Genomic DNA, 26,218 nt, shown 5'->3' on the forward strand with positions numbered 1-26,218 from the left:
CTCAGAGTTCGAGGATCTCTTTGACAAAGGGGATGGTGAGCTTGCGCTTGGCGCGAAAGGAGGCGTTGTCGAGCTGATTGAGGGTGGTGAGCAGGGTGCGCATGTCGCGGGACAAGCGGTTGAGCAGGAAGCGGCCCACGTCTATGGGCAGTTTGAAGCCCCGCAGCTCGGCACGCAGCTGCAGGGCACTGAGCTTGCCTTCGTCATCGAGCTCGTCGAGATGGAAACTCACTCCCCAGTCGAGGCGAGAGGCGAGATCCGGCAGTTGCAGCCCCAGCTTGCGCGGCGCGCTGCAGCCGGTGACCACCAGGGTCCCCTCCCCCTTCTCCCGCCAGCGATTGTAAAAATCGAACAGGGCCCGCTCCCAGAGCCCATTGCCGGCGATGGCTTCCAGGCTGTCGAGACAGACCAGGGGCAGACTTTCGAGGGCGTCGAGCATGCTGGGATCCAGCTGTTCGAACTGATCCAGGGAGAGATAGGCGGCGGCAGCGTCGCGGGCATTGACCTCGGCGCAGGTGGCGTGCAGCAGGTGGGAGCGTCCGGAGCCCTTGGCTCCCCAGAAATAGAGGAAAGGAGCGCCCTGACCGATGGCCGCATTCTTGAGGGCGGTGATCAGATGGGCGTTGTTGCCGGGATAGAAACTGACGAAGGTTTCATCATCCGGTAATTGTACGGCTAAAGACAGTTGGGCCGGTTGCTTCACTCGTTGGGCTTTGACTGTGATATTTGCGGGCAAGTGTATCACCAGAGCGGCAGATAGAGAACCGCCCGGGTCATGCCGGGCGGTCTGGAACTTCCCCTGGGATCAGGGCTGCGACCATTGGTAACGCAGACCGCTCTCATTGTCTTCGATCTGGTGCAGGCGGCTCTCCAGTTGCAGACCCCTTACCAGCTCGGCCTTGTCCCCCTGCAGCGACAGGTTGAAGGTGACCTTGTCCCCCTCCAGCTTGCCGATCGCCACCTTGGTGACGCTCGCCATGCCCTGCAACATCTTCTGTATCTGGATCATGCCGTCGATGCCGGACAACCCTTCCACCACCAGGGTCTGGCTGGAGACGACCCCGGACAGGCGAGTGCCGTACTGCTGTACCAGCCAGCCCGCCAGCGCATCGGCCATGCCCTGCGCCACCTCGGCCTGGGTACCTGAGCCGGCCCCCTTGGTCAGCTCGGTCAGCTCTGCGCCGCCCGAAGCCCCCGGCTTGGCGCCATAGAGCCCCCAGTCGATGCTCCACTTCTCCCCTTCCGGCGTCAGCTTGCCCAGCACCACCATCTCGGCGCCATAGCGCTCGCTCGCCTTGAGGATGGGGTCGGCGAAACGACCCCAGACATCGGTGGCGCTGACCGCCATGTTGTCATCGAGATCCATCAGCGGGATGCTGACCGGCAACCCCATGGCCTGGGCCTGACCGCGCAGGGCGGCGGACCAGCCGTCGCTGGACTGATCCGGCAGAATGCGGCGCTCCCCTTCATCTATTACCAGCCAGATCGCCATTTGCGGGCGGACGGGCCCGAGCAGGGGGAACTTGCTCTGGCCTACCAGGGCATTGACCTTGGCCACGTTGAAATCGGCCTTGAGAAACTTGACCGGCCCCACATCCTGATAGCCGTAGTGCTGCACATAGTCACCGGGAGTCGCCAGCGCCTTGACCACCTCGGGCTGGGTGAGGATGTCGCGCCTGCCGGTCACCTTGACGAGCACCTCCCCCAGTGCCTGGGACTGGGAGGCTGTCATGTCGCCGCTGGTAGGCGCCCTGCCCTGGTAGAGGTCGGTCACCTGGGCAGCCGACACCATGAGTGGCAGACAGCAGAGGAGAGTCGCTAAGCGTTTCAGCATAAAGAAGATTCTCGAAATGGGGGATGCTGCTTATGGTAGCGGCAAGGCGCGCATGGCAGCAAGCAGGAGGGCGGGATAAACGACGAAGCCGGCAAGGGGCCGGCTCCGTTTGCGCCCAGAGAGAGAGCGGCTATGACGTCAGGGGTTACTTGGTGCCGAAGATCTTGTCACCGGCATCCCCCAGACCCGGGACTATGTAGCCCTTCTCGTTCAGCCCCTGGTCGATGGAGGCGCAGAACAGCTCCACGTCGGGGTGAGCGGCTTCCAGCGCCTTGATCCCTTCCGGGGCGGCAACCAGCACCAGCACCTTGATGGACTGGCAGCCCTTCTTCTTCAGCAGATCTATGGTGGCTATCATGGAGCCGCCGGTGGCCAGCATGGGGTCTATGACCAGGGCCAGACGCTCTTCGATGTTGCTGACGATCTTCTCGAAATAGGGAACCGGCTGCAGGGTCTCTTCATCTCGGTAGATGCCGACCACGCTGACACGGGCACTCGGCATGTGCTCGAGCACGCCATCCATCATGCCAAGACCGGCGCGCAGTATGGGCACGACTGTGACCTTCTTGCCCTTGATCTGGTCAACTTCCACTGGCCCGTTCCAACCATCGATGGTAACTTTCTCGGTTTCGAAGTCAGAGGTCGCTTCATAGGTCAACAGACTGCCCACTTCCTTGGCCAGTTCACGGAAACGCTTGGTGCTGATGTCGCCTTCGCGCATCAGGCCGATCTTGTGCTTGACCAGGGGGTGTTTGACTTCAACGACTTTCATTATTATCTCCTCGAACCGGCGCCAAAAAATCGCGGAATCATACAACAAAAGCCACGGCTTGTAGAGCTTTTCCACGTAAAAACGCGCAAACGATTTTCTTTCTGCTTTTACCCGCCCACTGGTAGAATACGCCCCGAATTTTACCCTCCACTTCTCTATATGACGGGGAATACGCGTGACTGACAAAACCTCACTGAGCTACAAGGATGCTGGCGTAGATATCGATGCCGGCAATGCACTGGTTGAACGTATCAAGGGCGTGTCAAAGCGCACTCGTCGTCCTGAAGTCCTTGGTGGTCTTGGCGGCTTTGGGGCCCTGTGTCAAATCCCTGCTGGCTACAAGGAGCCGGTACTGGTATCCGGTACCGACGGTGTGGGCACCAAGCTGCGTCTGGCCATCGACCTGAAGAAGCACGACACTGTGGGCATCGATCTGGTGGCCATGTGCGTCAATGACCTCATCGTGCAAGGCGCCGAACCCCTGTTCTTCCTCGACTACTATGCCACCGGCAAGCTGGATGTGGACACCGCCGCCGCCGTGGTCACCGGCATAGGTGCAGGCTGCGAGCAGTCCGGTTGCGCCCTGGTGGGCGGCGAGACCGCCGAGATGCCAGGCATGTATGAAGGGGAAGACTACGACATCGCCGGTTTCTGTGTCGGTGTGGTGGAGAAGAGCGAGATCATCGACGGCAGCAAGGTCGGCGAAGGGGATGCCCTGATCGCCCTGGCCGCGAGCGGCCCCCACTCCAACGGTTTCTCCCTGGTGCGCAAGATCCTGGAGGTCTCCCAGGCCGACGTGCATCAGCCGCTGGGTGAGACCACCCTGGCCAACGCCCTGCTGGAGCCGACCCGCATCTACGTCAAACCGGTACTCAAGCTCATCAAGGAGTGCGAGATCCACGCCCTGTCCCACATCACAGGTGGCGGCTTCTGGGAGAACATCCCCCGCGTGCTGCCCGCCAATACCCAGGCGGTCATCGACGAGCAGAGCTGGCAGTGGCCGGCGGTGTTCAGCTGGCTGCAGCAGGCCGGCAACGTCACCCGTCACGAGATGTACCGCACCTTCAACTGCGGCGTCGGCATGATCATCGCCCTGCCGGCGGATCAGCTGGACAAGGCGCTGGCCCTGCTCAAGGTCGAAGGCGAGAACGCCTGGCACATAGGCCATATCGCCAAGGCGGCCGATGGCGAAGAACAAGTCATCATAAAATGACCTCCCCTATGAAACGGATCCTGGTGCTGATCTCCGGCAACGGCAGCAACCTGCAGACCCTTCTCGACCACTGCGCCAGCGGCAAGATTGCCGGTGATGTGGTCGGCGTCATCAGCAACAGGGCCGATGCCTATGGGCTGGTACGCGCCAGGGAAGCCGGGGTGGACACCGCCATCCTGGCCCAGCAGCAGTTTGCCAGCCGGGCCGAGTATGACGCCGCCCTGCTGGCGCTGATGGCGGACTATCAGCCGGATCTGGTGGTGCTGGCCGGCTTTATGCGGATCCTGAGTGCCGATCTGGTGCGTCACTTCGCGGGAAGGATGATCAACATCCACCCCTCGTTGCTGCCGAAATACCAGGGCCTGCACACCCACCAGCGCGCCATCGAGGCGGGGGACAGCGAGCACGGTGCCAGCGTCCACTTCGTGACCGAAGAGCTGGACGGTGGCCCGGTGATCCTGCAGGCTCGCGTCCCCATCTTCGAAGGTGACAGTGCCGACGAGGTGGCGGCCCGGGTCCAGGCCCAGGAGCACAGCATCTACCCCCTGGTGGTGCAGTGGTTCTGCGAGGGACGCCTCAAGATGCAGGAGGGCGCCGCCCTCTTGGATGGCGCCGAACTCGGCCCCGCGGGCTATGCCAGCGAGTAACCGCTACTCGCTGCATGCAAAATGTAACAAGGGAGGCTTAGGCCTCCCTTGTCATTTCTACATATCAACGCCATGACTGCAGTCATGTCCGATGACGCCGCCACGCGGCCAATCGAACTTACACCGGATTGTCGATATCGATAAAGGTCACATCCAGGCCATGTACTGTGGCAAGCCACTCCCCCAACGCCTTGACGCCGTAGCGCTCGGTGGCGTGGTGGCCGGCGGCGTAGAAGTGCATCCCCATCTCCCGGGCCGTGTGTATGGTCTGCTCCGAGGCTTCCCCCGAGATGAAGGCGTCTATGCCCTGCTCGGCCGCCTGATTGATGTAGCTCTGGCCACCGCCGGTGCACCAGGCCACCGAGCTGATGAGCTCGGGGCCGCTGTCGCCGCTGTGGAGTGGCTCGCGGCCGAGGCGATCGGCAATCAGCCTGGCAAAGTCAGGCCCGCTCATGGGGGTTTCCAGCTTGCCCACCATGGCCACGCTCTTGCTGTTCCAGGGCTCCAGGCCTCGGCGCACCTTGATGCCGAGCAGCCTGGCGAGCTGGGCGTTGTTGCCCACCTCGGGGTGCACGTCCAGCGGCAGGTGGTAGGCGAAGAGGTTGATGTCGTGGGTCAGCAGGGTCTTGAGACGGCGCTGCTTCATGCCGGTGATCTGGGGCGGTTCCCCGCTCCAGAAGTAGCCGTGATGGACCAGGATGGCATCGGCATCCAGGGCCACGGCCGCATCGATCAGGGCCTGGCTGGCGGTGACACCGGTGACCACCCGGCGGATGCGCTCGCGCCCCTCCACCTGCAGCCCGTTGGGACAGTAGTCCTTGATGGCGTGAGGCTCGAGCAGGTGATTGAGCACGGTTTCCAGTTTGCGATGAGAGATCATAGGAGTCCCTTGTAAAGGCGCTGCTCCCCCTTGTCTGCGATCAGACTCTTGTCTGCAGTGACAACGGGGCCCAGGCTCATGATGCCGAGGGCCCCATGATAATCGAGCCGGGCCGGCAAGGCCATGACACCGGCAACAGGGGCTAGGCGGGCAGCTCTATGCCGGCGTCACGCATCTGGGCCAGCTTGTAGCGCAGGGTGCGCGGGCTGATGCCGAGCTTGTCGGCCACCTCCTTGCGGCTGCCGTTGCACTCCTGCAGGGTGTCCAGGATGATCTGGTGCTCCTGCTGCTTGAGCTCGCCGCCGAGCCCCTCCCCCGACAGACGCTCGAGGGGGCGCACCAGCTCCTCGTCCGTCTCCTCCAGGATCAGATGCTCGCAACCTATGAGCCCCTCGGGGCAGAGGATCAGGGCCCGCTGCACCACGTTGTCCAGCTCGCGCACGTTGCCGGGCCAGGGGTGGGCCAGCAGGCGCTCGCGCGCCTCATCGGCCAGCTGCGGCGTCGGCAGCCCCTGCTGACTGGCATGGAGCGCCAGCAGGTGCTCCGCCAGCGGCAGTATGTCGCCGGGCCGCTCCCAGAGGGAGGTCCAGCGCAGGGGGAAGACGTTGAGGCGGTAGTAGAGATCCTCGCGAAACAGGCCATCCTGCACTGCTTTTTTCAGATCCCGGTTGCTGGTGGCGATGACCCGCACATCCAGCGGGATCATCTTGCGGCTGCCGAGCCGCTCCACCTCTTTCTCCTGCAATACCCGCAGCAGCTTGGCCTGCAGCCCCAGATCCATCTCGGTGATCTCGTCGAGCAGCAGGGTGCCCCCCTGGGCCTGCTCGAACTTGCCCGGGCACCCCTGCACGGCGCCGGTGAAGGCCCCCTTCTCGTAGCCGAACAGGGTCGCCTCCAGCATGTTTTCCGGGATGGCGGCGCAGTTGATGGCGACGAAGGCCTGCTCGGCGCGACTGGAGTGGTCGTGGATGTAGCGAGCCAGCACCTCTTTGCCCGTCCCGCTCGGGCCTGTCACCATGACGGTGGCCTCGCTTCGGGCGACCCGGGTCGCCAGCTGGAACAGCTCGGCGGTCTTGGGATCCCCATACACCACGGCGCGCTTCTCCACCTTCTGGGCCGGCACATAGCGGCTGACCTGATTGAGCAGCACCTCGGGGGAGAAGGGCTTGGCCAGATAGTCGATGGCCCCTTCCCGCATGGCGCGCACGGCCCCGTCGATGTTGGCGTAGGCCGTCATCAGGAGCACCGGCACCTGGGGATATTGCTGGCGGATGTTGGCCAGTAGGGTGAGGCCGTCCATGCCTCCCATCTGAATGTCGGAGATCACCATGTCAAAGCGCTGGCGAGAGAGCGCCAGCAGGGCCCGCTCGCCGCTGTCCGCCTCGCGGCACTCGTAACCGCCGAGCAGCAGGGTATCCACCAGCGCCTCGCGCAGACCGTTGTCGTCTTCCACCACCAGAATGCGGGCCTGGGTCATGCCACACCTCCAACGACCGGCCCGCAGGCCTTGCACCACAGGGACAAGATGGGATTCATGCTACACCTCCAAGCTGCACCGCTTGCTGATGCAGGGGGAACGACAGGGTAAAACAGGTCCCTTCTCCGGGGACCGAGGCCACGCTGACCTCACCCTGATGGGCACGCACCACGGATTGCACCACGGCAAGCCCGAGGCCTGTGCCCTGGGAGCGGGTGGTGAAGAAGGGTTCGAAGATCTGGCTGAGCAACTGGGCAGGCATCCCCTTGCCGTTGTCGAGGATGCGCATCTCCACCCGGTTGCCGCTGCGCACCGCGCTCACCAAGAGCGAATCGGCCCCGGCCTGTCTGGCGTTGGCGATCAGGTTGTTGATGGCACCGGCCAGGGCGCTGCTGTTGGCGAGCAGGCAGAGATCCGGCTCAGGCGCCTCCATGTGCAGCGCACAGCCCTGCTGCTGGCAGAAGGCCTCGGCACCGGCCTGCACCTCCGCCAGCAGCCCCTGTACCGAGACCGGGGCCACCACCTGGTTGTCGCCGTTGCGGGCAAACAGCAGTATGTCGTTGATCTGCTTCTCGAGATCCTGCAATCGGGCCATCAATTTTTGCTGGAACTGGGTGCGGGATTCCGGTTTCAGGGTGCGATTCGCGAGGTTGGCCGCATAGAGCATGGCGGCGGAGAGGGGGGTGCGGATCTGGTGTGCCAGGGAGGCCGCCATGTTGCCCAGGGCCGACAACCGTTTCATGTGGTTGACCCTGTCCTGCAACTGGCGCGTCTCGGTGAGATCCGTGATGAACACCAGCTGGCCGGGCTGATCCGGCAGCGGCTGGGTGGAGAGTTGCACCCGGCGCCCATCGCGCAGGGAGATCTCGTGGCCATCGTCTTCCCTGGGCTGGAAGCAGCGGGCGATGATCTGGCGCCAGGCCTGCCCCTCCAGCGGTTCCCCCAGCAGGGTCAGGGCGGCCGGGTTGGCGCGGGTGATCCGCCCCTCCCCATCGAGCAGCAGCACGCCGGTCGGCAGTGCCGTGAAGATGGCATAAAGCTGACTCACTTCGTGTGACTGGAGCGGATTGTCCTGCTGCGAGATTGTCATAAAGCTGACCTCAAACTGGCGATTGGGTCAGCTTATTCAATTTCCATGCCAGTAAATTACTGGTTATATATCAATACCTTGACTCTGGCCGTCAAAGCATTGACCTCAGTTGTCCTTGCTCATGCCGTATTTTTTCATCTTCTCAACCAGGGTGGTGCGGCGCATGCTCAGCAGGTCGGCGGCCCGGGCCACCACCCCGTCCTGGGATTCCAGGGCCTGACGGATCAGCTCCACCTCGAGATCCGCCAGCATCTCCTTGAGATTGAGCCCCTCCTGGGGCAACTGCATGGGCAGCGGCGCGGCCAGGCCGGGATCCAGCACGGGAGGCGTCTGGAACACGGCGGCCAGGGCATCCCGCTCGTCCATCTCGGTGAGCCGCTCGTCCCTGGGCTCGCTTGGCAGCAGACGGTAGCGACCTGGCAAGTCCGCCACGTCGATGATCTGGTTCGGGTAGAGGATCAGCAACCGCTCGATGAGGTTCGACAGCTCCCGCACGTTGCCAGGCCAGGGGTACTGCATCAGGGATTCCATGGCCCGCTGGGTCAGGCGGATGATCCCCCTGTGCTGCTCCGCATGGCGGTTGAGCAGCTCCTGCAGCAGCAGGGGGATGTCGTCGCAGCGCTCGCGCAGGGGCGGCGTCTCTATGGGGAAGACGTTGAGGCGATAGTAGAGATCCTCGCGAAAACCCTGGGTACGGATCATCGCCTCCAGATCCCTGTGGGTCGCCGCTATGATGCGCACATCGGCCTGGATGGGCTTGCCGCCCCCGACCCTGTCGAACAATCGCTCCTGCAGCACCCGCAGCAGCTTGACCTGCATCGGCAGCGGCATGTCGCCGATCTCGTCGAGGAACAAGGTGCCCCCCTGGGCCAGCTCGAAGCGGCCGCGACGGGCGGCGATGGCGCCGGTGAAGGCCCCCTTCTCGTGGCCGAACAGCTCGCTCTCCAGGAGCTCCGCCGGAATGGCGCCGCAGTTGATGGGCACGAAGGGGCCGGCGCTGCGGGCAGAGAGTTCGTGGATGGCGCGGGCCACCACCTCCTTGCCGGTCCCGGATTCCCCCAGGATCAGCACATTGGCGTCTGTCTGTGCCACCTGGCCTATGAGGCGGCGCACCTCCTGGATCCCCCGCCCCTTGCCCACCAGCAGTCGCAACAGGGTCTGGCCCTTGTCGTGCACCTGCTGACGGGGATGGAGGGAGATGAAGGCCTGACAGAAGTGCAGGTGACGTGTCAGGGACTCATAGGTATAGGGCTCGTCGCTGCCACCGATGAAGTTGCTGTTGGGGTGATCGGCCTGCATCAGGGAGAGGAAGGGGATGCGGGGGAAGGCGGCCAGCAGCTCGCCGAGGGAGCGCTCCAGCAGCTTGCCCGTCAGTATCCCTTGCAGCGGGCCGGAGGATTCGATGGCCACATCGAGATCGGCTTCCACCACCTCCTGCCAGGGGATCCCCATGAAGGAGAGCACGGTACCCAGTTGCTGACGCCGCTGTTCATCGGCATCAACGATCAACACCCCCATAGCCATCATAATTTATCTTCCTTACACACCTGACGCCAAGTTATTGTTTTTTAAGTGCTTATGATATTGAGCTATGCACTGTGTTGCAGAGGGCACAAAGTGCCAAAATTCTGGCGGTTTGTCAAAACTTGTCGCGATCAGCGCGATCCGACCGGGATGGGGATCACACTCAGACAGCCTCTGTCGGCCAGACGCCCTGGGACGGAGTGGAACGCGGTGCAGGAGGTGCAAGGCGCCGACCGCAGCCGGCGCCAGAGAGGGGATCAGTGCCTGGCCTGCTCCTGGGGGGCGGCGTAACGGCACTCGGGGAAACGGCTGCAGGCCAGGAACAGGCGGCCGGCATGGGGACCCTTTTTCGCTTCCCGCGCCACCAGGGGCGCCGCGCAGCGGGGGCAGTGGGGCGCCGAGGTGGAGGCGTCCTCCTCTTCCTCGTCCGGGCCGATGAAGGGATTGTCCATCAGCACCGGCTCCTGCTCGTCAAGCTGGGGCGGCTCGGCCTGTGGCGCCCTGGGCATACGCCCCCCGTGGTGGGGGGCACTCAAGTCCACACCATCGAGCAGCAAGGGGTTGAAGGTCGGCTCGCGGCGCTCCCCCGGCAACAGATCCTCCACCGGAAGGCTCGTCTTGATCAGCAGGGGCAGCAACTGCTCGCGCAGCTCGTCGACCTGATAATGGCTGCTGGCCGGGATCTGCAGCAGCGGCAGGCCGGCGCTGTCACAGGCGGACTTCAGCAAGAGATCCCGCACCTTGCGTTTCTGGTGGCGATGGGCGCTGTCATCGAGTTCAACGGCGCAGAGGAAGGAGAGATCCGTCGGGTGGCAGAGCAGATAGTCAAAGCGCTTGGCGCTGATCATGTCGAACGCCTGCTGCCACTTGCCCTTGCCCAGGCGTGCCTGGGGGGTCAGCACGTCCGCCACCCTGACCTTGGCAAAGACCCGGGCCTGGTCGCCGACCGCCAAGTCCAGCACCCCGAGGAAGGCGCGCTCCGCCGGACTGAACAGGGTCTCCTGCAGCTCATAGGGCTCGGCCTTGCCCCTCTTGCTCCTGCGCCAGAGGATCACCAGCAGGAGCAGCACCAACAACACGGATCCCGATACGACAAGGCTATTCATAAACACATACCCCGTTCACAAGACATATCCAGTTCATCAAACACGAAGGGGCAACACTCTACCACGGGGGAACCCCGGCAGGCAGAGCTGAAATCACCGCTGCTCCGGCATTCGCGTTTTTTCACTAAATTTGCGTGGGGCGGGCTTCATATGGCCTGTCGCAGCAGGCACAATGCTAGAGCCTATGGACGTTTCGGCGCACAGAGTCGCAGCCAGACGTCAACCGACCCCAGGCAGTCCCATTCAAGGAGAGCAGGATGCAAAAGCAATTGGTCGTCACCGTGATCGGCGCAGACAAGCCCGGCATAGTCGAGAGCCTGGCCGACACCATCACCCGGCAGCAGGGCAACTGGCTGGCCAGCTCCATGAGCGAACTGGCGGGGCAGTTTGCCGGCATCCTGCACGTCGCCGTGCCGGACGAACACTACCGCAGCCTGTGCGAGGCACTGGTGATGCTGCCGGGTCTCACCGTGAGCTTCGCCGAAGGCCAGCTCAGCCCCGAGCCCGCCCATCAGCTGATGCTGAGCGTCACCGGCAACGACAGGCCCGGCATAGTCCACGAGGTGGCCAGCATACTGCGCCAGCTCAACATCAACGTCGCCGACCTCACCACGGGGTGCGAGCCGGCCCCCCACTCCGGGGCTCCGCTCTTCTATGCCCATGCCCTGGTGGCCCTGCCGCCCCAGCTCGAACTCGACGATCTGATCACGGCGCTGGAGTCCCTCTCCGACGATCTGGTGGTCGACATCGATCACGATCTGACCGAATAACGCGGGTTGTCATAAATTTGTCATGGTTTGACGCCATAACTTCCGCGCAGACGCAACCTGAGTACAGAGGCACCAGATGAGCACCGACAAGCAGTATGAAGAGAAAGAGCTTAGCTGGCTCTCATTCAATGAACGGGTGTTGCAAGAGGCAATGGACAAGACGGTCCCCCTCATCGAGCGGGTCCGTTTTCTGGGGATCTTCTCCTCCAACCAGGATGAGTTCTTCAAGGTACGGGTCTCGGACGTCAAGCGCCGCATCCTCATCAACGAGGTGCACGGTGGCGATGACGAGGCCAAGGTGTTGCTGCGCGCCATCCAGCAGAAGGTGATGGCGCTCGGCGAGGCGTTTGACAACACCTACAAGGAGTTGCTGATCGCCCTGGCCCGCCACAACATCTTCCTGGTCAACGAGAACCAGCTTTCCGAGTCGATCCAGCAGTGGCTGCGGGTCTTCTTCAGGGAGAAGGTGCTGCGCCACATCATCCCCATCCTCCTCAACAAGGAGGTCAACCCGGTCAAGTTCCTCAAAGACGAGCACACCTATCTCGCCATCGAGATGAAGAAGAACGGCCAGGTGATCCAGTACGCCCTGGTGGAGGTGCCGACCGACGATCTGCCCCGCTTCTTCCAGCTGCCGCCGGAGGGGACCCGCCGCAAGAAGCAGATCATCATCCTGGACAACGTCATCCGCTTCTGTCTCGACGAGATCTTCAAGGGCTTCTTCGACTACGACGAGATAGCGGCCTATGCGGTCAAGCTGACCCGGGATGCCGAATACGATCTCTCAGACCAGCTGGACCTCAGCCTGGTGGACAAGATGAGTGATGGCCTCAAGCAGCGCCTCACCGCCATGCCGGTGCGCTTCGTCTACGAGCGGGAGATGCCCGCGGCCATGATTAGCTTCCTGAAACTCAAGCTGCAGATCAGCTCCTACGACGCCATCATGCCGGGTGGGCGCTATCACAACTTCAAGGATTTCATCGGCTTCCCCAACGTGGGCCGGGACTATCTGGAAAACCCCAAGCTGCCGGCCCTCGATTGCCGCGATTTCGACGGTTTCGTCAACGCCTTCGACGCCATCACCAAGCAGGACATACTGCTCTACTACCCCTATCACAAGTTCCACCACTTCACCGAGCTGGTGCGCCAGGCGGCGTTCGATCCGGCGGTGAGCGCCATTCGCATCAATATCTACCGGGTCGCCAAGAAGTCGCGGATCATCCACTCCCTCATCGACGCCGCCAACAACGGCAAGAAGGTAACAGTGGTGGTGGAGCTGCGCGCCCGTTTCGACGAGGCGGCCAACATCGACTGGGCCAACATCCTGACCGATGCCGGGGTCAAGGTGGTGTTCGGGGTGCCCAGCCTCAAGATCCACTCCAAGCTCTGCCTCATCACCCGCCACGAAAATGGCGAGGCGGTGCGCTACGCCCATATCGGCACCGGCAACTTCAACGAGAAGACCGCCAAGATCTACACCGACTTCTCCCTGCTGACCCGCCACCCAGACATCACAGCCGAGGTGGAGGGGGTGTTCGAATACATCGAGTACCCCTATAAACGCTACAAATTCAACCACCTGCTGGTCTCCCCCATCAACAGCCGCCGCCAGCTCTATCGTCTCATCGACAGCGAGCTGGCCAACGCCAAGGCGGGCCAGCCCAGTGGCATCACGCTCAAGATCAACAACCTGGTGGACAGAGACCTCATCAACCGCCTCTATGCCGCCGGTCAGGCCGGGGTGCCCATCCAGATGATCATCCGCGGCATGTGCGCCCTGCGTCCCGGGGTGCCTGGCCTCAGTGACAACATCCAGGTCATCAGCATCATAGACCGCTTCCTCGAGCACCCGCGGGTGATGGTGTTCCACAACAAGGGCAACCCCCAGCTGTTCATCTCCAGCGCAGACTGGATGAGCCGAAACATCGATGGCCGGATCGAGGTGGGCACCCCCATCTACGACGATCGGCTGAAACAACGCATCCTGGACATCCTCGAACTGCAGCTGAGCGACACCTGCAAGGCGCGCGTCATCGATGCGGACCAGAAGAACGAATACGTGAAGCGGGGCAACCGCCGCAAGATTCGCTCCCAGGTTGCGATTTACGACTATCTCAAACGTATCGAGTCAAACAATGGACAATAGTCTGTACGCCGCTGTCGATCTGGGGTCGAACAGCTTCCACATGGTCATCGCCCGCCTCAACGAGGGGCGGATGCAGATCGTCGATCGCATCAAGGAGCGGGTTCGCCTCGCCGAAGGGATGGATGAACAGCGCCGCATGTCGTCGGAAGCCATGGCCCGGGGGCTCGACTGCCTCGCCCTGTTCGCCGAGCGGCTGACCAACATCAAGCCGGATCAGATCCGCATCGCCGGCACCTACACCCTGCGCCGCGCCAGCAACGCCCGCGACTTCGTGCGCGAGGCGGCCGAGGTTTTGAATCATCCGATCGAGATCATCAGCGGCCAGGAAGAGGCGCGCCTCATCTATCAGGGGGTCGCCCATACCCAGCACATCGAAGGCCAGGTGCTGGTGGTGGACATCGGCGGCGGCAGCACCGAACTCATCATAGGCGAGGGCTTCGAACACAAGGCCCTCACCAGCCGCAAGATGGGCTGCGTCAGCTTCACCCAGAGCTTCTTTGGCAATGGCAAGCTGAGCGAGAAGGCCTTCAACAGCGCCGTGCTGGAGGCGCAGCACCAGCTCGCCCCCATCATCAACCAATACCGCAAGCTGGGCTGGCAGAGCTGCCTCGGCAGCTCGGGCTCCATTCGCACAGTGCGCGACGTCTTGCAGGGGGAAGAGTGGACGGATGGCGCCATCACGCTAGCGGGACTGGAGCGGCTGAAAGAGGAGATGCTCAGGCACAAGCGGGTCGACCAGCTCAAACTCGCCGGCCTCACCGAGGAGCGCCAGGGGGTCTTTGCCGCCGCCGTGGCCATACTGCTCGGGCTCTTCACCTCATTGCCCATCGATCGGATGGAGTACTCCGACGGCGCCCTGCGCGAGGGGCTGCTCTATGAGTTCGAGGAGCGGCTGCAGCACCACGACATTCGCGAGCGCACCGCCCTGGCCCTCAGCTCCCACTACCACATCGACAAACGCCAGGCCACCCGGGTGGAGCAGAGCGTGCTGGCCCTGTTCGATGCCCTGAGCGATCCCTGGGAGATGCCCATCGAGCCCTATCGCGCCATCCTCGGCTGGGCGGCGCGGCTGCACGAGATTGGTCTGGCCATCAACTACAGCGGCATCCATCGCCACTCCGCCTACATTCTGCAGAACACGGATTTGCCCGGCTTCAACCAGGACGATCAGGCCCTGCTGGCCGCCCTGGTACGCTTCCAGCGCAAGGGGCTCAAGCTCTCCGAGCTGCCCGCCCTGCCCAACCACGACGAGCAGACGGTGCTGCGCTGCATCCGCATTCTGCGCCTCGCGGTGGCCGCCCACCACAGGCGCCAGGACAACCTGCTGCCAGAGTGGCGAGTGCAGGCCGCCGGGGATCAGCTGGTGGTCACCCTGCCAACCGACTGGTGCGAGGAGAACCGCCTGCTGATCCAGAACCTGGAGAAGGAGCACCGCTATTGCCAGGAGCAGGGCTGGCCCCTGCTGTTCCAGCTCGGGTGATCGTTCACCTCAAACGAAAAAAGGCAGCCGATGGCTGCCTTTTTGCTTTCTGTCGTTGTCACTGCAGCTCGGGCAGCAGCCACTTGGCGATTTCGAAATAGATGATGAGGCCGGTGCCATCCACCAGGGTGGAGATGAAGGGAGCCGACACCACGGCCGGATCGATGCGCAGGCGGCGCAGCACCATGGGGATGATGGAGGCGACCGTCGCACTCCAGAGTACGATGGCGATGATGGTGAGGGTGACCACCATGCCGATCTCGGGGCCCACTCCCAGGCTCCAGGCCCGCACCCAGGCCGCGATAGCGATGGCCACCGAGATGAGCAGACCGGTGGAGAGCTCCTTCTTCAGCACTGTGCCAAGGTTGCGCAGACTCACCTCCCCCACCGCCATGGCCCGCACTATGGTGGTGGTGATCTGGGTGCCGCTGTTGCCGCCGGTGCCGATGAGCAGCGGGATAAAGAAGGCCAGGGCGATGGCCGCCTCCAGCTGCTCCTCGAAGGCCCGCAGCACTGTGCCCGTATAGGCCTCCGCCACGAACAGGATGAGCAGCCAGCCCACCCGCTTGCGCCACAGCTGCCAGGGAGTGGCCTGCAGATAGGGGGTATCCAGGGGGGATGAGCCCCCCTGCAACTCCGCATCCTCGGTGGACTCGAGCTCCAGGATGTCGGCGGCGTCATCCACGTGGAAGACCCCCACCAGACGTCCCTGATCCTCCACCGGCAGGGTCGAGATGTCGCGATCGATCAGCAGACGGGCGGCCAGCTCCTGATCCGCCCGAGCATTGATCCGCACCGCCTCCCGCTCCATCAGCTCGCTCACCGGCCGCAGGGGATCGGCGATCAGCAGTGACTTGAGGGAGACGCTGCCGAGCAGGCGCCGCTCGCCGTCGACCACATAGAGGTGCTGAAACAGCTGGGCCTTGTCCCAGGCGTCGTGGATCAGCCGCTTGGCGCTCTCCACCGTGGTCCCCTGGTCGACGGCCAGGTACTCGTGGCGCATGTTGGCACCGACCGATTCGCTCGGCCAGTCCAGCAGGGAGGCGTAGATGGCCTGCGCCTGGGTCGGGAAGCGGGCCAGCAGCCTGGTGCGATCCTGAGAGCCCAGCTTGCGCAAGATGGCCACCATATCGCGCCGGGGAATGGCCTCCTGCAGCACGCCCACTATGCTGCCATGCAGGCGAAGCAGCAGCTGGCCTGCGCTCTCCGCCGACAGGGAGGCGAGCAGGGCGGCCCCTCGCGGCGCAGGCAGGGTATCGAAGACACAGTTGAGCTCTTCCGGGCGCAGGGTCAGCAGTTGATCGGCACGCTGCACCGGGTCCAGGTTGTGGTCTAGCCAGCCCTGCAGGGCGGCGAGATCGAGCAGTTGATGACGGTTGAGCAGGGTGTGTGTTTTCTTCATCACAGATATCCTCATGTGATTTCAGGCAGGGCCTGAAGGCAACCGGCTCGCACCGGTCGCTGTCGACAAGAAAACAGCAATTTGATTGACGAGTAACAGGCAGGAAATGACGCCGTCCGGCGTGTTTTCATCCCCACGTACCAGCTTTAGCACTGCATAACGTATCCGGCACGCCGGAAGCCACTTGGGTTGACACCTTAATCCGATGAAAACTGTCCTGATCTTGGGCGTCTCTGGACGTCGTGAGATCAGTGGCCTGTGTTTATGCAGGAGCCTCGCCTAACGAGATGCTGCGAAAAATGCGCGCCACCTGGGTGGTGCGGGCGGCATCATCTGTCCGGGGCCTCCCCGAGTCAAGGCCATTGGGCTGCTGGCAACGGGTTGTTACAAATTGGAGGGGAAAGGGGCAGTAGGTAGAGCGGACTCCCCCTGCCCGGGGGAGCCAGCCATCAGCGGATGTAATCGAACAGGGTCAGCTTGCTTATCTTGCCGAAGGCGAGCTGGGAGGCGCTCATGGCCGCGTCCTCCTTGGAGAGCGCCGCAATCACCTCGTACATGTCCGCCTCGGAGACCTTGGCTCGTGCCTGCTGGTTCAGGGTGCTGAGCCCGTCGTTCGACCCCATCACCTGCTCCAGGCTGTTCATCCGGCCACCCAGCTCGCCGAGCCCTCTGTCTATCTTGGTCCTGGCGTTGTTCATGTGGGTGGTTGCATCCGCCACCGCCAGCTGGAAGCCGTCAGCCGAGAGGCTGGGGTCGCGCAGGGCGGTGAGGAAATCGGACATGCCGTTGAGCACGCTGTCGTTCTTCGGCTTGTCCAGCACTAAGGTCTGATCCGCCCCCCCTGCCGGCAGGTCCAGGGTCAGCTCCAGCCCGTTGAAGGTGATCTTGTTGCCCGCGCTGTAGTCCCCGTCCTGGATCAGGCCACCGCCGCTGTCCCGGATCTCGTACCTGTCCGGCGGTCCCACCTGAGTGCTCACTGTGAACTGGTTGCTGGCAAGAGACGAATCGTAGTTGTTGCGATAGAAACTCTCGAAATTCCCCTGATCCCCGACCCCCACCTTGATGTTGGCACTGGTACCACTGGCGGTGCGCCGGGTCGCCACCATCTCGAACAGATCGAAGCCGGAGTCATTGGCCGGGATCTGCACAGTGGAGGAGACCTGGATGCTGCGCTGCCCAGTGTCCCCCTGGAACACATAGTTGCCGCTCGCATCTTTCACGAAGGGCTGGGTCTTGCTCTGGTTGCCGCCGAAGATGAACTCCCCCTGGGAGTTCTTGCTGTTCATCAGATCGAACATCTGCTTTTGCAGCCCCTCCAGCTCGCTCGCGATGGCGTTGCGCTCCTCCGAGCCCATGGCCGAGCTGTTCGCCTTCTGGATCAGGGTCTGGGCACTCAGCATGGCGTTGTTGAGGGAGGTGAGCACAGTCTCCTCGTGGCCCAGGCTGTTCTCCAGCAGGCTGCCGTTGACGCCGTATTGCTTGAAGAGATCGATCTCCTTGGTCAGCGCCAGCTTCTGGCTCATGCCGGCGGGATCCTCCCCCGCCCGGGAGAACTTGTCCCCCGAGATCAGCTGCTCATAGGCGGTATTCTGGCGCTCGCTGACCTTGCCCATGGAGGCAAGGTTACGGTCATAGATCATGTTGGTGGTGATGCGCATGACTTACCTCACGGAAGACAACAGGGTATCGAAGATGGTCTTGGCGGTATTGACTATCTGGGCCGAGGCGGCATAGGACTGCTGGAAGCGGATGAGGTTGGCCGCTTCCTCCTCCAGGTTGACCCCGGAGACGCTCTCGAAGATGGCGGTGCTCTGGGTCAGCTTGGCCTCATTGGCCTGCAGCAGCGTCTTGGCCTGGCTGGCCTTGTTGCCCACCCCGGTCACCAGGGCGCTGTAGGCGTCGTTGAAGGTCATCTTGTCGTTGCTGGTGGCGGCGTTGTTGTTCTTGCGCACCAGCTCCTTGTTCTGCAGCTCCGCCAGCGCCAGCCCGTTGCCGTTGTCGGCAAAGCCATCCTTGTTGTAGCTCAGGGTGAAGCTGTCGTTTGCCTCCACCTTGCCGGTGATGCTGAAGTCGTAGCCCGGGGTCAGGGCCGGCACTATGGGCGTCCCCAGCGGCATCTCGAGGGCGGACATCAGGTTCTGCCCCTTGCTGGAGGCAGGGGCCACCCCGAGCAGGTTGTTGTTCTTGTCATAGACCTCGTAGTTGCCGCTGCCGTCGATCTTGATGACCTGGGGAGCGTTCGGGTCCAGGGTATTGGTGCCAAAGCCCGACCCCGTGCCTGTGTTGTAGACACTGTTCACCTTGATCTCGCCCGAGCCCAGGTTCTGGGAGTTCTTGTCCGCCTTGATGGGGGATGCCAGGGCAATGTCTTCCGGCCTGGTGGCGGCCTGATCCATGCCGGCGGCGGCGTGCTTGGTGGGTTGCAGCACTATCTTGTCGCCCCCAACCGGGGTGCCGGACAGGTCGATCTCGATGCCGTGCCCCGCCACCTCGAACTTGGCGGGGGGTGTGGTGCCGGTCGCCACCGAGGTCCGCTGGCCTGAGCCGTCGATGGAGAAGACCTCATAACCGGTGGCGCTGTTGAACTGCACTTCGTAATCGAAGGTGGTCACTTCTGAGCCCTTGCCGGGCACGAAGTTGACGCTGGCCGCCCCGTTGCCCTGGTTGCCGGCATAGGGGAGCCCCTGGCTCCCCTTGAGGGAGAAGAGATCCCCCCCCAGCTCGTTGTCCAGATCCATGCCGAGGCGGTTCTGCTGGTTCATGGCATCGGCCATGGCGACCGCCAGCTGGCCCAGCTCCCGCTTGGCGGGCTCCAGATCGTTGCGCGCCGTGAAGAGGCCGCCGATGGCGCCCCCCAGATCCTTGTCATTGATGTTGGCCTGGTTGGCCCCCAGGGTGAGTTGCAGCCTCGCATCCCGGGAGTCCGGGCTGCCCGGCACCACCTTGAACTGGGCCACGCCGCCGTCCAGCACCAGGGAGTGCCCCGTGCTCATGTTGACCAGCATGCTGCCGTTGGGCTGGGTCACGGTGCGGACTTCCATCTTCTCGGAGAGCTGGCGGATCGCCTCGTCACGCTGATCGAACAGCATCAGGTTCTCCTCCGGCGAGCCCTGGGTGCGGACTATGGCCTGGTTCAGATCGTTGATGCTGTTCAGCAGGCTGTTCACCCTGTCCGTCTCGTCCCCTATGGTGGAGTTGATGGTGTCGCTCTGCTTGTCGAGCTGGGCGGAGAGGGTGTGGAAGCGATCCACCATGCCGCTGAGCTCGCTCAGGGTGGTCTTGCGCCCGCCCACTTCCGCCGGCGATTCGTTGGCGGTGTGGAAGGCCTTGAAGTAGGAGGTGATGGTGGTGCCCACGCTGTTGCTGGCATCCCCCAGCAGGCTGTCGAGCTGGAACAGCTGATCGTAGCGCGAGCCTGCGGCATGGTAGGCGGAGGTATCGCGGCGCACCTCAGCCTGGGCGTAGGCGTTGATGACCCGCTCGCTCACCATGTCGCCCGTGCCCAATCCGACGGAATTGGTGTAGATCAGGGTGCGTTCACGTACATAGCCCTGGCTGTTGACGTTCACTATGTTGTTACTGGTGGTCTGCAGCAGTCGCTGCTGGGCCAATACACCCGAAGTCCCGATTCCAAGCAGATCGCTTGCCATAGCTTACAGCTCCATCTCTGTGTTCCTGGTCGCAGCGTTGCCGGGCATCGAGTAGCCGGCGATGGCATCACTGCGCAACACTTGTTTAAGTTTGCTGGCGTACTGGGGATCGGTGGCATAACCGGCCTGCTGCAGCGCCTCGAAGTAGCGGTCAGGGCTGTCCACCTTGGCCAGCGCCCCCTTGTAGCGGGTCCCCGAGGTCAGGAAGTCCACATAGTCGTTGAAGCTCTCTTCAAACGACTCGTAGGAGCGAAACGCCGCCTTCTGGCGCGACGCCACCCCTTGCTCGTACTCCAGGGTGCTCACCACGGCCTTGGGCCCTTCCCAACGGGGATCGGCCTTGATGCCGAACAGGTTGTGGCTCATCTGCCCTTCCCCATCCTTGATCACCCGCTTGCCCCAGCCGCTCTCAAGGGCGGCCTGGGCCACCAGTACCGCCGGGCTCAGTCCCAGCTTGTCCGCCGCCTTCTTGGCCAACGGCATCAGACGCTCGACGAACTCCTCCGGACTGTCGAACACCTTGGCGCTCTCATCCAGGGCCGAGGCCCGCGGGCTGCTGCCCATGGGAGGCACGGTGCGATGGGGGCGTCTGGGCAGGTTCAACGGAGACTCGGCCCCATTCAGCTCACCCTTCATCTCGTTCTTCATTTCGTTATCAGCAAAATCTTTGCCAACTTTGGAGGCTGCGATCAGATCGTTGGAGGCGCTGGGGGCTTCATAGGGTTTGTAGACCCGCTCGGTGCGCTGGGGCAGCTTGAGAACCCGGCCGTCGTTATGGGTGAAGGTCTTCTCGGGAGAGAACTGCTTGGCCACCATCTCGGCGATGCCAAGACCCCCCTTGCTCGACATATCGGAGACCCGCTGCTCGTCCAGCATCCCCTCGTAGAACTGGGTGTAGCTGCTGTTCATCGGGTTGTCCTGGGTCAGCACCGAGTTGGCCTGGCGCATCCCCTTGAACAGGGTCTGGGTGAAGATGGACTCGAACTGGCGGGCCGCCGCCATCAGTGCCTCTTGCTTCCCTTCCTTGCTGTGGCTCATCTGGCGCAGCTTGTCCAGGTTCTGAACGTCCTGCACCATGCCAAGATTGATACCACTTTGGGTGTCGAACTCTGCCATAACCTTCCTCTTTGCCGCCCGTGGCAACCTCTTGCCGCTCAAGAAATGACTGTATTACCTATTGGCTCTCTGGGCTGGCTGCTGCGCCGCCAGCCCAGAGACTCGCCGGGACAGCCTGTTACAAGATGACCAGCTGTCCCTGAATGGCGCCCGCCTGCTGCAGGGCCTCCAGGATAGCCATCAGATCCCCCGGGGCTATCCCCACCTGATTCACCGCCCGCACCAGATCGTCCAGGGTCGCCCCCGTGTCGAGCTTGAACATACGCCCCGGATCCTGCTGCACGTTGATGGTGGAGTTGTTGGTGACCGCGGTCTGCCCCCCCGCCAGCGGATTGGGCTGGGAGACCTGCTGGTTCTCGGCGATGGTGACCGTCAGGCCCCCATGGCTGATGGCGGCGGGCCGCAGCTTGACCTCGCTGCCGATGACTATGGTGCCGGTGCGCGAGTTGACGATGATCTTGGCGGACTCGGTGGCCGGATCCACTTCCAGGTTTTCGATGGTCGCGAGGTAGGCGACCCGCTGGCTCGGATCCCGCGGGGCAAACACCTTGATGGAGGTGGCGTCCAGGGCCTGGGCCGTGTTGGGACCCACCAGATCGTTGACCACGTCGGCCACCCGGCGGGCCGTGGTGAAGTCGGGCCGGTTCAAGTTGAAGGTGATGGTGTCCCCCTGGGAGAAGGAGTTCGGCACTTCACGCTCCACTGTCGCCCCGTTGGCGATGCGCCCCACTGTCGGGGTATTGACCACCACCTTGGAGCCATCCGCCCCCTCGGCCCCGAGACCACCGACCACCAGGCTGCCCTGAGCCACCGCATAGACGCGGCCGTCCAGCCCCTTGAGGAAGGTCTGGAGCAGGGTGCCGCCCCGCAGACTCTTCGCCTCGCCGATGGCGGAGACGGTGACGTCTATGGTCTGCCCCGGCTTGGAGAAGGGGGGCAGATCGGCGTGAATGGCCACGGGCGCCACGTCCTTGATCTTGGGCTTGATGTTGTCCGGCACCTTGATGCCGAAGTTGTTGAGCATGGTCCTGAAGGTCTGCTCGGTGAAGGCGTTGTTCTTCTCGCCCGTGCCGGGCAGACCCACCACCAGACCGTAGCCGATCAACTGGTTGCTGCGCACCCCTTCCACCGAGCTGAGATCCTTGATGCGGGAGGCGTGCGCCAGCCCAAGCGGCAAGATACAGCACAGCAGGCCGAGCAAACGGAGTCGGTTCATGACATCTCCTAACTAAACCATTCCGGCTCCGGGTCGCCACTGACGACCCGGAGCCCGAGTATTAAATGGGCCACCAGGGACCGTTGAAGAAGCTGGTCAGCCACCCCTGTTCCTGGGTGTTGGCCAGATCGCCGGTGCCGCCGTAATGGATGCGCGCATTGGCGACCCGCTGGGACGAGACGCTGTTCTCCGAACTCACGTCCTCCGGGCGCACCAGACCGGTGATGCGGATGTATTCGTTGCCGTTGTTGAGCATGATCCACTTCTCGCCGCGCACCAGTAGGTTGCCGTTCGGCAATACCTTGATCACGCTGACCGAGATGTTGCCCTGCAGGCTGTTGCTCTGATCCGCCTTGGCCTGGCCCTTGAACGCGCTGCTCTGGCCGATGGAAGCCGACAGATCATAGGCGCCTGCCGTCACCGGCACCCCGCCCAGAGTGACGGGTTCCAGCTCCATCTTGTTGTCCTTGCCGCTCTGGGTATTGGCCTTCTTCGACGCCGAGGTCGATTCCGCCAGCTCTATGGTGATGATGTCACCCACTCTATGGGCCTTGATGTCCGAGTAGATGCCGTTGACCTGTTCGGGCTGGAAAATGGCCCCGGTCGGGCGTACCGACACCGGCTCCGACTCGCCATACACGGGGGCGAATTCGGGGTCGTCGGGTCTGGCGGTATTGGGGGTGCTGGTACAGCCTGCCAGTGTCAGCAGGCCCAGCATCCATAGGGCTTTCATCATGGGCCTCCGCTTATGTTTCAGGATTAGGTGCGTTGGGTCAGGAAGGACATCATCGAGTCTACTGCCGAGATGACCTTGGAGTTCATCTCATAGACGCGCTGGGCCTGAATGAGGTTCACCAGCTCCTCGGTCACGTTGACGTTGGAGGTCTCCAGCATCCCCTGCTTGACGACCCCCAGGCCGTCCGCACCGGCCGTGCCCTGGATGGGGGCGCCGCTCGACTGGGTCTCGAGGAACAAGTTCTCCCCCATGGGTTGCAGGCCGGTCGGGTTGACGAAGTCGGTGGTGTTGATCTGGCCCACCACCTGGGACTGGCCATCCCCCTTGAGCTGGACGGACACCTGGCCATCCTCCCCCACCGTCACGCTCTGGGCATTCTCGGGGATCTGGATCTCCGGCTGCAGCGGGTAGCCGTTGCCCGGGGTGACTATGGTGCCCTCGTCATTGAGGGTGAACTGGCCGTTGCGGGTGTAGGCCGCGCTGCCGTCCGGCAGCTGGATTTCGAAGTAGCCGCGGCCGCTTATCATCAGATCCAGGGAGTTGTCCGTGGTCTGGACGTTGCCCTGGCTGTGGTTTTTCTGGGTGGCGACCACCTTGGCCCCCGCCCCCAGCATCAGGCCGGAGGGCAGCTCGGTATCCGCCGAGGAGCGACCACCCGGCTGGTTGATGTTCTGATAGAGCAGATCCTCGAAGATGGCGCGGGCCTTCTTGTAGCCCACTGTGCTGGCGTTCGCCAGGTTGTTCGAGGTGACCGAAATGTTGGTCTGCTGGGCATCGAGGCCGGTCTTGCTGATCCAGAGTGCAGGATTCATTTCATCTTCCTTAATTAGCGGATCTAGGGTGCAGGGTCATGTCATCTTTTGATGTGCGAATCCAGAGTGCAGAGTTCATGTCATGCTCCTTGATTAGCTGATACGCAGCAGCTGGGTTTGTGCCTCGTCATTCTCCTCGGCGGTCTTCATGATCTTGACCTGAGTTTCGAACTGACGTTGCAAGCGAATAAGGTTGGTCATCTCGTCGACCACGTTGACGTTGCTTCCCTCGAGGGAGCCGGCGATCAGGCCCACCTCGGCAGAGGCTGCCTCCTTCTGGCCATCCTTGCGACGAAACAGGCCATCCTGGCCCTTCTCCACCGCATCGCTCGGCGGATTGACCAGCTTGATGCGCTGGAAATCCTCCGGCAGGTTGGCGGCGGCACCCTCGGGACGGCCGCTGATGGTGCCATCCCGGTTGATCTCGATCTTCTCCATGGGCAGCGGCAGCACTATGGGCTGACCGGCGTCATCCACCACGTTGAGCCCGGTGGAGGTCTGCAGATTGCCGGTGGCATTGAGCTGCAGATTGCCCATGCGGGTATAGGCCTCTGCCCCATTGGGATCCTGCACCGCAATCCAGCCCTGGCCGTCGACGGCGACGTCAAGATCCCGCCCCGTGGTCTGCAGCAGGCCGTGCTGCAGATTCTGACCCGGCCGCTCGGTCATGGCGAACACCCGCGTGGGCAGTCCTTCGCCAAACGCCTGCATGCTGCGCGCCTGCTCGAAGTCAGACTTGAAGCCTATGGTGTTGGCGTTGGCCAGGTTGTTGCCACGCACAGCCAGGCTGTTCATGTTCTCCTTGGCCCCGGACATGGCGATATAAAGCAGGTGATCCATGGGATCCTCCGTCAAACAGATGACTCTCGCAGGACAACTGCAAATTGAGTGCCAAGAGATATGGGAAGGGCGAAACAGCGGAGGAAAAAACGCCGCGCCGGAAACGACAAGGGGCGCATGAGCGCCCCTTGCAACCGCGAAAAACCTTAGCGGATCTGCAGTATGTTCTGCTGCAGTGAGCTGTTCACTTCCAGCGAACGGGAGTTCGCCTGGAAGTTGCGCTGGGCGGTGATGAGGTCCACCAGCTCAGTGGTCAGATCCACGTTGGACTGCTCCAGGGCCGACGACTTGATGGAGCCGAAGGTGCCGGAGTTCGGGGTGCCCGGCAGGGCATCACCGGAGAGCAGGGACTGGCGCCAGGAGGTGTCCCCCACCTGGGTCAGCCCCTGGGAGTTGGCGAACTTGGCCATGGCCACCATGGCCACCTTGACGGTGGTGGCGTTGCTGTAGGTCGCCGAGACTATGCCGTCTGCGGTGATTTCAACCTTGGTCAGCCGGCCGACGGTGGAGCCGTCCTGGGTCAATTTGTTGACCTCGAACGGCGAGGCGTACTGAGTCACTGTACCGAGCTTGAGCTCGATCTCCTGGGTGCCATCGGCGCCATTGTTGATGATGCCGGCGCCCGGGGTGCCCAGCGGCTCTGTCTTGATGATGGCCGGCGTGGTGGGGGTCTGCATCTTGCCGGAGGCATCGAAGGTGACGCGGGCGCTCAGGGGGGCCTGGCTCAGGCCGGTGGCCATGGTGGTGGCGGCACCACCCACGACGTCGATGGGCTTGTCCCCTTCATACATATACATGCGCCAGGCCGTCGGGCTCGCAGGCTGGGTCAGGTTCGCGGGATCAGCTTCCTTGACGAAGTACTGGGTGATGGTGTGCGGCTCCCCCAGGGAGTCGTAGACCACCACAGAGGTGGAGGAGGAGTAGGTGCTCGAATCCTTGGGGTCGAACTTGGAGGCATCGGCGGCGCCATTGCCCGCCGCCAGCGGCGAGGCGGTGGACGGCAGGTTGAAGCTGGCCTCTATCTGCGAGGTCTGGACCGGCTCACCGGCCTTGTCCGGGATCTGGATGGGCTTGGTCGCGTTGATGCTCACCGCCTTGGGAGTGCCATCAGAGTTGATCTCGTACCCCTGCAGGTAACCGCCGGAGTTGCTGACCATGTAGCTGCTTTCGTTGAGCTTGAAGGCGCCGGAGCGGGTGTAGCTGCGATCCAGGTTGGTCAGGCCATCGGAAGTCACGAAGAAGCCGTTGCCCTGGATGGCGAGATCCAGCGCGTTGTTGGTGAATTGCAGCGCCCCCTGATGGAACTGCTGCGCCACCGCCCCCGTCGCCACCCCGTTGCCGACCTGGGTCTTGGCGTTGACGAAGATGGAGTTGGCGTAGACGTCGGCGAACTCGGCGCGGGACTCCTTGAAGCCGGTAGTATTGACGTTGGCAATGTTGTTCGCGGTGACGTTCAGGTCTTTTTGAGCCGCATTGATGCCGCTGAGGGCATTGTTGAATGACATGT

General features: G+C 62.9%; 22 protein-coding genes and 1 riboswitch. Of the genes, 5 read left to right on the forward strand and 17 right to left on the reverse strand.

Going from position 1 to position 26,218, the window contains the following annotated elements:
* Window position 1: 1 nt before the first annotated feature.
* The 3 genes from hda to upp all read right to left on the reverse strand — a co-directional run bounded on the left by hda (window position 2) and on the right by upp (window position 2,606).
* Entirely contained in the window at window positions 2–703 is a 702-nt protein-coding gene (gene hda, locus G4923_RS01300) for a DnaA inactivator Hda (protein ID WP_162520047.1), read from the reverse strand.
* 102 nt (window positions 704–805) lie between these two features.
* A complete protein-coding gene (locus tag G4923_RS01305) occupies window positions 806–1,834 on the reverse strand; it encodes a DUF2066 domain-containing protein (RefSeq protein WP_106886373.1) in 1,029 nt (342 codons plus the stop codon).
* A 145-nt stretch (window positions 1,835–1,979) separates the two neighbouring features.
* Window positions 1,980–2,606 (reverse strand): uracil phosphoribosyltransferase, encoded by a 627-nt coding sequence (gene upp, locus G4923_RS01310; RefSeq protein WP_005302745.1) that lies wholly within the window; start codon window positions 2,604–2,606, stop codon window positions 1,980–1,982.
* Between the two features lie 175 nt (window positions 2,607–2,781).
* Between upp and purM the strand changes: the two genes are divergently transcribed.
* Window positions 2,782–3,819 (forward strand): phosphoribosylformylglycinamidine cyclo-ligase, encoded by a 1,038-nt coding sequence (purM, locus tag G4923_RS01315; protein WP_163135125.1) that lies wholly within the window; start codon window positions 2,782–2,784, stop codon window positions 3,817–3,819.
* A gap of 8 nt (window positions 3,820–3,827) precedes the next feature.
* Window positions 3,828–4,466, forward strand: a complete 639-nt coding sequence (gene purN, locus G4923_RS01320; protein ID WP_163135127.1) for a phosphoribosylglycinamide formyltransferase — start codon at window positions 3,828–3,830, stop codon at window positions 4,464–4,466.
* 118 nt (window positions 4,467–4,584) lie between these two features.
* Here the strand turns inward: purN and G4923_RS01325 are convergent, their stop codons facing one another.
* The 5 genes from G4923_RS01325 to G4923_RS01345 all read right to left on the reverse strand — a co-directional run bounded on the left by G4923_RS01325 (window position 4,585) and on the right by G4923_RS01345 (window position 10,543).
* A complete protein-coding gene (locus tag G4923_RS01325; RefSeq protein WP_163135135.1) occupies window positions 4,585–5,346 on the reverse strand; it encodes a Nif3-like dinuclear metal center hexameric protein in 762 nt (253 codons plus the stop codon).
* A 142-nt stretch (window positions 5,347–5,488) separates the two neighbouring features.
* Window positions 5,489–6,823, reverse strand: a complete 1,335-nt coding sequence (locus tag G4923_RS01330; protein WP_163135137.1) for a sigma-54-dependent transcriptional regulator — start codon at window positions 6,821–6,823, stop codon at window positions 5,489–5,491.
* 55 nt (window positions 6,824–6,878) lie between these two features.
* Window positions 6,879–7,913: a sensor histidine kinase gene (locus G4923_RS01335; protein ID WP_163135139.1), complete on the reverse strand. Its 1,035-nt coding sequence runs from the start codon at window positions 7,911–7,913 to the stop codon at window positions 6,879–6,881.
* Window positions 7,914–8,018: 105 nt separating this feature from the next.
* Window positions 8,019–9,440, reverse strand: coding sequence for a sigma-54 dependent transcriptional regulator (locus G4923_RS01340; protein ID WP_162627173.1), 1,422 nt, complete (start codon window positions 9,438–9,440; stop codon window positions 8,019–8,021).
* A gap of 254 nt (window positions 9,441–9,694) precedes the next feature.
* Complete coding sequence (locus tag G4923_RS01345; protein WP_106886367.1) at window positions 9,695–10,543, reverse strand: DUF2726 domain-containing protein; 849 nt, start codon at window positions 10,541–10,543, stop codon at window positions 9,695–9,697.
* 257 nt (window positions 10,544–10,800) lie between these two features.
* On the opposite strand from G4923_RS01345, the gene G4923_RS01350 reads away from it, so the two are divergent.
* The 3 genes from G4923_RS01350 (at window position 10,801) to ppx (ending at window position 14,939) form a co-directional block, all read left to right on the forward strand.
* Entirely contained in the window at window positions 10,801–11,313 is a 513-nt protein-coding gene (locus tag G4923_RS01350; RefSeq protein ID WP_106886366.1) for a glycine cleavage system transcriptional repressor, read from the forward strand.
* 76 nt (window positions 11,314–11,389) lie between these two features.
* Window positions 11,390–13,459: a polyphosphate kinase 1 gene (ppk1, locus tag G4923_RS01355; protein WP_106886365.1), complete on the forward strand. Its 2,070-nt coding sequence runs from the start codon at window positions 11,390–11,392 to the stop codon at window positions 13,457–13,459.
* Window positions 13,449–14,939, forward strand: a complete 1,491-nt coding sequence (gene ppx, locus G4923_RS01360; protein WP_163135141.1) for an exopolyphosphatase — start codon at window positions 13,449–13,451, stop codon at window positions 14,937–14,939. The genes ppk1 and ppx overlap by 11 nt, the downstream gene beginning before the upstream one ends.
* Window positions 14,940–14,997: 58 nt before the next feature.
* Here the strand turns inward: ppx and mgtE are convergent, their stop codons facing one another.
* The 9 genes from mgtE to flgE form a co-directional block, all read right to left on the reverse strand.
* A complete protein-coding gene (mgtE, locus tag G4923_RS01365) occupies window positions 14,998–16,341 on the reverse strand; it encodes a magnesium transporter (RefSeq protein WP_106886363.1) in 1,344 nt (447 codons plus the stop codon).
* 124 nt (window positions 16,342–16,465) lie between these two features.
* Window positions 16,466–16,635: riboswitch (M-box (ykoK) riboswitch) on the reverse strand.
* Between the two features lie 155 nt (window positions 16,636–16,790).
* Entirely contained in the window at window positions 16,791–17,999 is a 1,209-nt protein-coding gene (gene flgL / locus G4923_RS01370) for a flagellar hook-associated protein FlgL (RefSeq protein ID WP_163135143.1), read from the reverse strand.
* 3 nt (window positions 18,000–18,002) lie between these two features.
* Complete coding sequence (locus tag G4923_RS01375) at window positions 18,003–19,991, reverse strand: FlgK family flagellar hook-associated protein (protein WP_163135145.1); 1,989 nt, start codon at window positions 19,989–19,991, stop codon at window positions 18,003–18,005.
* A gap of 3 nt (window positions 19,992–19,994) precedes the next feature.
* Window positions 19,995–21,107 carry a flagellar assembly peptidoglycan hydrolase FlgJ gene (gene flgJ / locus G4923_RS01380; RefSeq protein ID WP_163135147.1) on the reverse strand — a complete coding sequence of 371 codons (1,113 nt, stop codon included), beginning with the start codon at window positions 21,105–21,107 and terminating at the stop codon, window positions 19,995–19,997.
* A gap of 118 nt (window positions 21,108–21,225) precedes the next feature.
* Window positions 21,226–22,323 carry a flagellar basal body P-ring protein FlgI gene (locus G4923_RS01385; RefSeq protein WP_025327534.1) on the reverse strand — a complete coding sequence of 366 codons (1,098 nt, stop codon included), beginning with the start codon at window positions 22,321–22,323 and terminating at the stop codon, window positions 21,226–21,228.
* Window positions 22,324–22,384: 61 nt separating this feature from the next.
* Window positions 22,385–23,056 (reverse strand): flagellar basal body L-ring protein FlgH, encoded by a 672-nt coding sequence (gene flgH / locus G4923_RS01390; protein ID WP_106886360.1) that lies wholly within the window; start codon window positions 23,054–23,056, stop codon window positions 22,385–22,387.
* 26 nt (window positions 23,057–23,082) lie between these two features.
* The gene (flgG, locus tag G4923_RS01395; RefSeq protein ID WP_033131136.1) at window positions 23,083–23,871 is read right to left on the reverse strand and encodes a flagellar basal-body rod protein FlgG; all 789 of its coding nucleotides are present in this window, start codon (window positions 23,869–23,871) and stop codon (window positions 23,083–23,085) included.
* A gap of 93 nt (window positions 23,872–23,964) precedes the next feature.
* A complete protein-coding gene (gene flgF / locus G4923_RS01400) occupies window positions 23,965–24,711 on the reverse strand; it encodes a flagellar basal-body rod protein FlgF (protein ID WP_111910120.1) in 747 nt (248 codons plus the stop codon).
* 146 nt (window positions 24,712–24,857) lie between these two features.
* Window positions 24,858–26,216 carry a flagellar hook protein FlgE gene (gene flgE, locus G4923_RS01405; protein ID WP_106886358.1) on the reverse strand — a complete coding sequence of 453 codons (1,359 nt, stop codon included), beginning with the start codon at window positions 26,214–26,216 and terminating at the stop codon, window positions 24,858–24,860.
* Window positions 26,217–26,218 lie beyond the last annotated feature (2 nt).

Source organism: Aeromonas rivipollensis (assembly GCF_010974825.1).
GTDB lineage: Bacteria > Pseudomonadota > Gammaproteobacteria > Enterobacterales > Aeromonadaceae > Aeromonas > Aeromonas rivipollensis.

What these genes read in the sequence shown, in the direction of transcription:
- G4923_RS01305 (WP_106886373.1), bottom strand. Translation starts at nt 1,834, where the DNA reads ATGCTGAAACGCTTAGCGACTCTCCTCTGCTGTCTGCCACTCATGGTG.
- upp (WP_005302745.1), bottom strand. Translation starts at nt 2,606, where the DNA reads ATGAAAGTCGTTGAAGTCAAACACCCCCTGGTCAAGCACAAGATCGGC.
- purN (WP_163135127.1), top strand. Translation starts at nt 3,828, where the DNA reads ATGAAACGGATCCTGGTGCTGATCTCCGGCAACGGCAGCAACCTGCAG.
- G4923_RS01325 (WP_163135135.1), bottom strand. Translation starts at nt 5,346, where the DNA reads ATGATCTCTCATCGCAAACTGGAAACCGTGCTCAATCACCTGCTCGAG.
- G4923_RS01330 (WP_163135137.1), bottom strand. Translation starts at nt 6,823, where the DNA reads ATGACCCAGGCCCGCATTCTGGTGGTGGAAGACGACAACGGTCTGCGC.
- G4923_RS01335 (WP_163135139.1), bottom strand. Translation starts at nt 7,913, where the DNA reads ATGACAATCTCGCAGCAGGACAATCCGCTCCAGTCACACGAAGTGAGT.
- G4923_RS01340 (WP_162627173.1), bottom strand. Translation starts at nt 9,440, where the DNA reads ATGATGGCTATGGGGGTGTTGATCGTTGATGCCGATGAACAGCGGCGT.
- G4923_RS01345 (WP_106886367.1), bottom strand. Translation starts at nt 10,543, where the DNA reads ATGAATAGCCTTGTCGTATCGGGATCCGTGTTGTTGGTGCTGCTCCTG.
- G4923_RS01350 (WP_106886366.1), top strand. Translation starts at nt 10,801, where the DNA reads ATGCAAAAGCAATTGGTCGTCACCGTGATCGGCGCAGACAAGCCCGGC.
- ppk1 (WP_106886365.1), top strand. Translation starts at nt 11,390, where the DNA reads ATGAGCACCGACAAGCAGTATGAAGAGAAAGAGCTTAGCTGGCTCTCA.
- ppx (WP_163135141.1), top strand. Translation starts at nt 13,449, where the DNA reads ATGGACAATAGTCTGTACGCCGCTGTCGATCTGGGGTCGAACAGCTTC.
- mgtE (WP_106886363.1), bottom strand. Translation starts at nt 16,341, where the DNA reads ATGAAGAAAACACACACCCTGCTCAACCGTCATCAACTGCTCGATCTC.
- flgL (WP_163135143.1), bottom strand. Translation starts at nt 17,999, where the DNA reads ATGCGCATCACCACCAACATGATCTATGACCGTAACCTTGCCTCCATG.
- G4923_RS01375 (WP_163135145.1), bottom strand. Translation starts at nt 19,991, where the DNA reads ATGGCAAGCGATCTGCTTGGAATCGGGACTTCGGGTGTATTGGCCCAG.
- flgJ (WP_163135147.1), bottom strand. Translation starts at nt 21,107, where the DNA reads ATGGCAGAGTTCGACACCCAAAGTGGTATCAATCTTGGCATGGTGCAG.
- G4923_RS01385 (WP_025327534.1), bottom strand. Translation starts at nt 22,323, where the DNA reads ATGAACCGACTCCGTTTGCTCGGCCTGCTGTGCTGTATCTTGCCGCTT.
- flgH (WP_106886360.1), bottom strand. Translation starts at nt 23,056, where the DNA reads ATGAAAGCCCTATGGATGCTGGGCCTGCTGACACTGGCAGGCTGTACC.
- flgG (WP_033131136.1), bottom strand. Translation starts at nt 23,871, where the DNA reads ATGAATCCTGCACTCTGGATCAGCAAGACCGGCCTCGATGCCCAGCAG.
- flgF (WP_111910120.1), bottom strand. Translation starts at nt 24,711, where the DNA reads ATGGATCACCTGCTTTATATCGCCATGTCCGGGGCCAAGGAGAACATG.
- flgE (WP_106886358.1), bottom strand. Translation starts at nt 26,216, where the DNA reads ATGTCATTCAACAATGCCCTCAGCGGCATCAATGCGGCTCAAAAAGAC.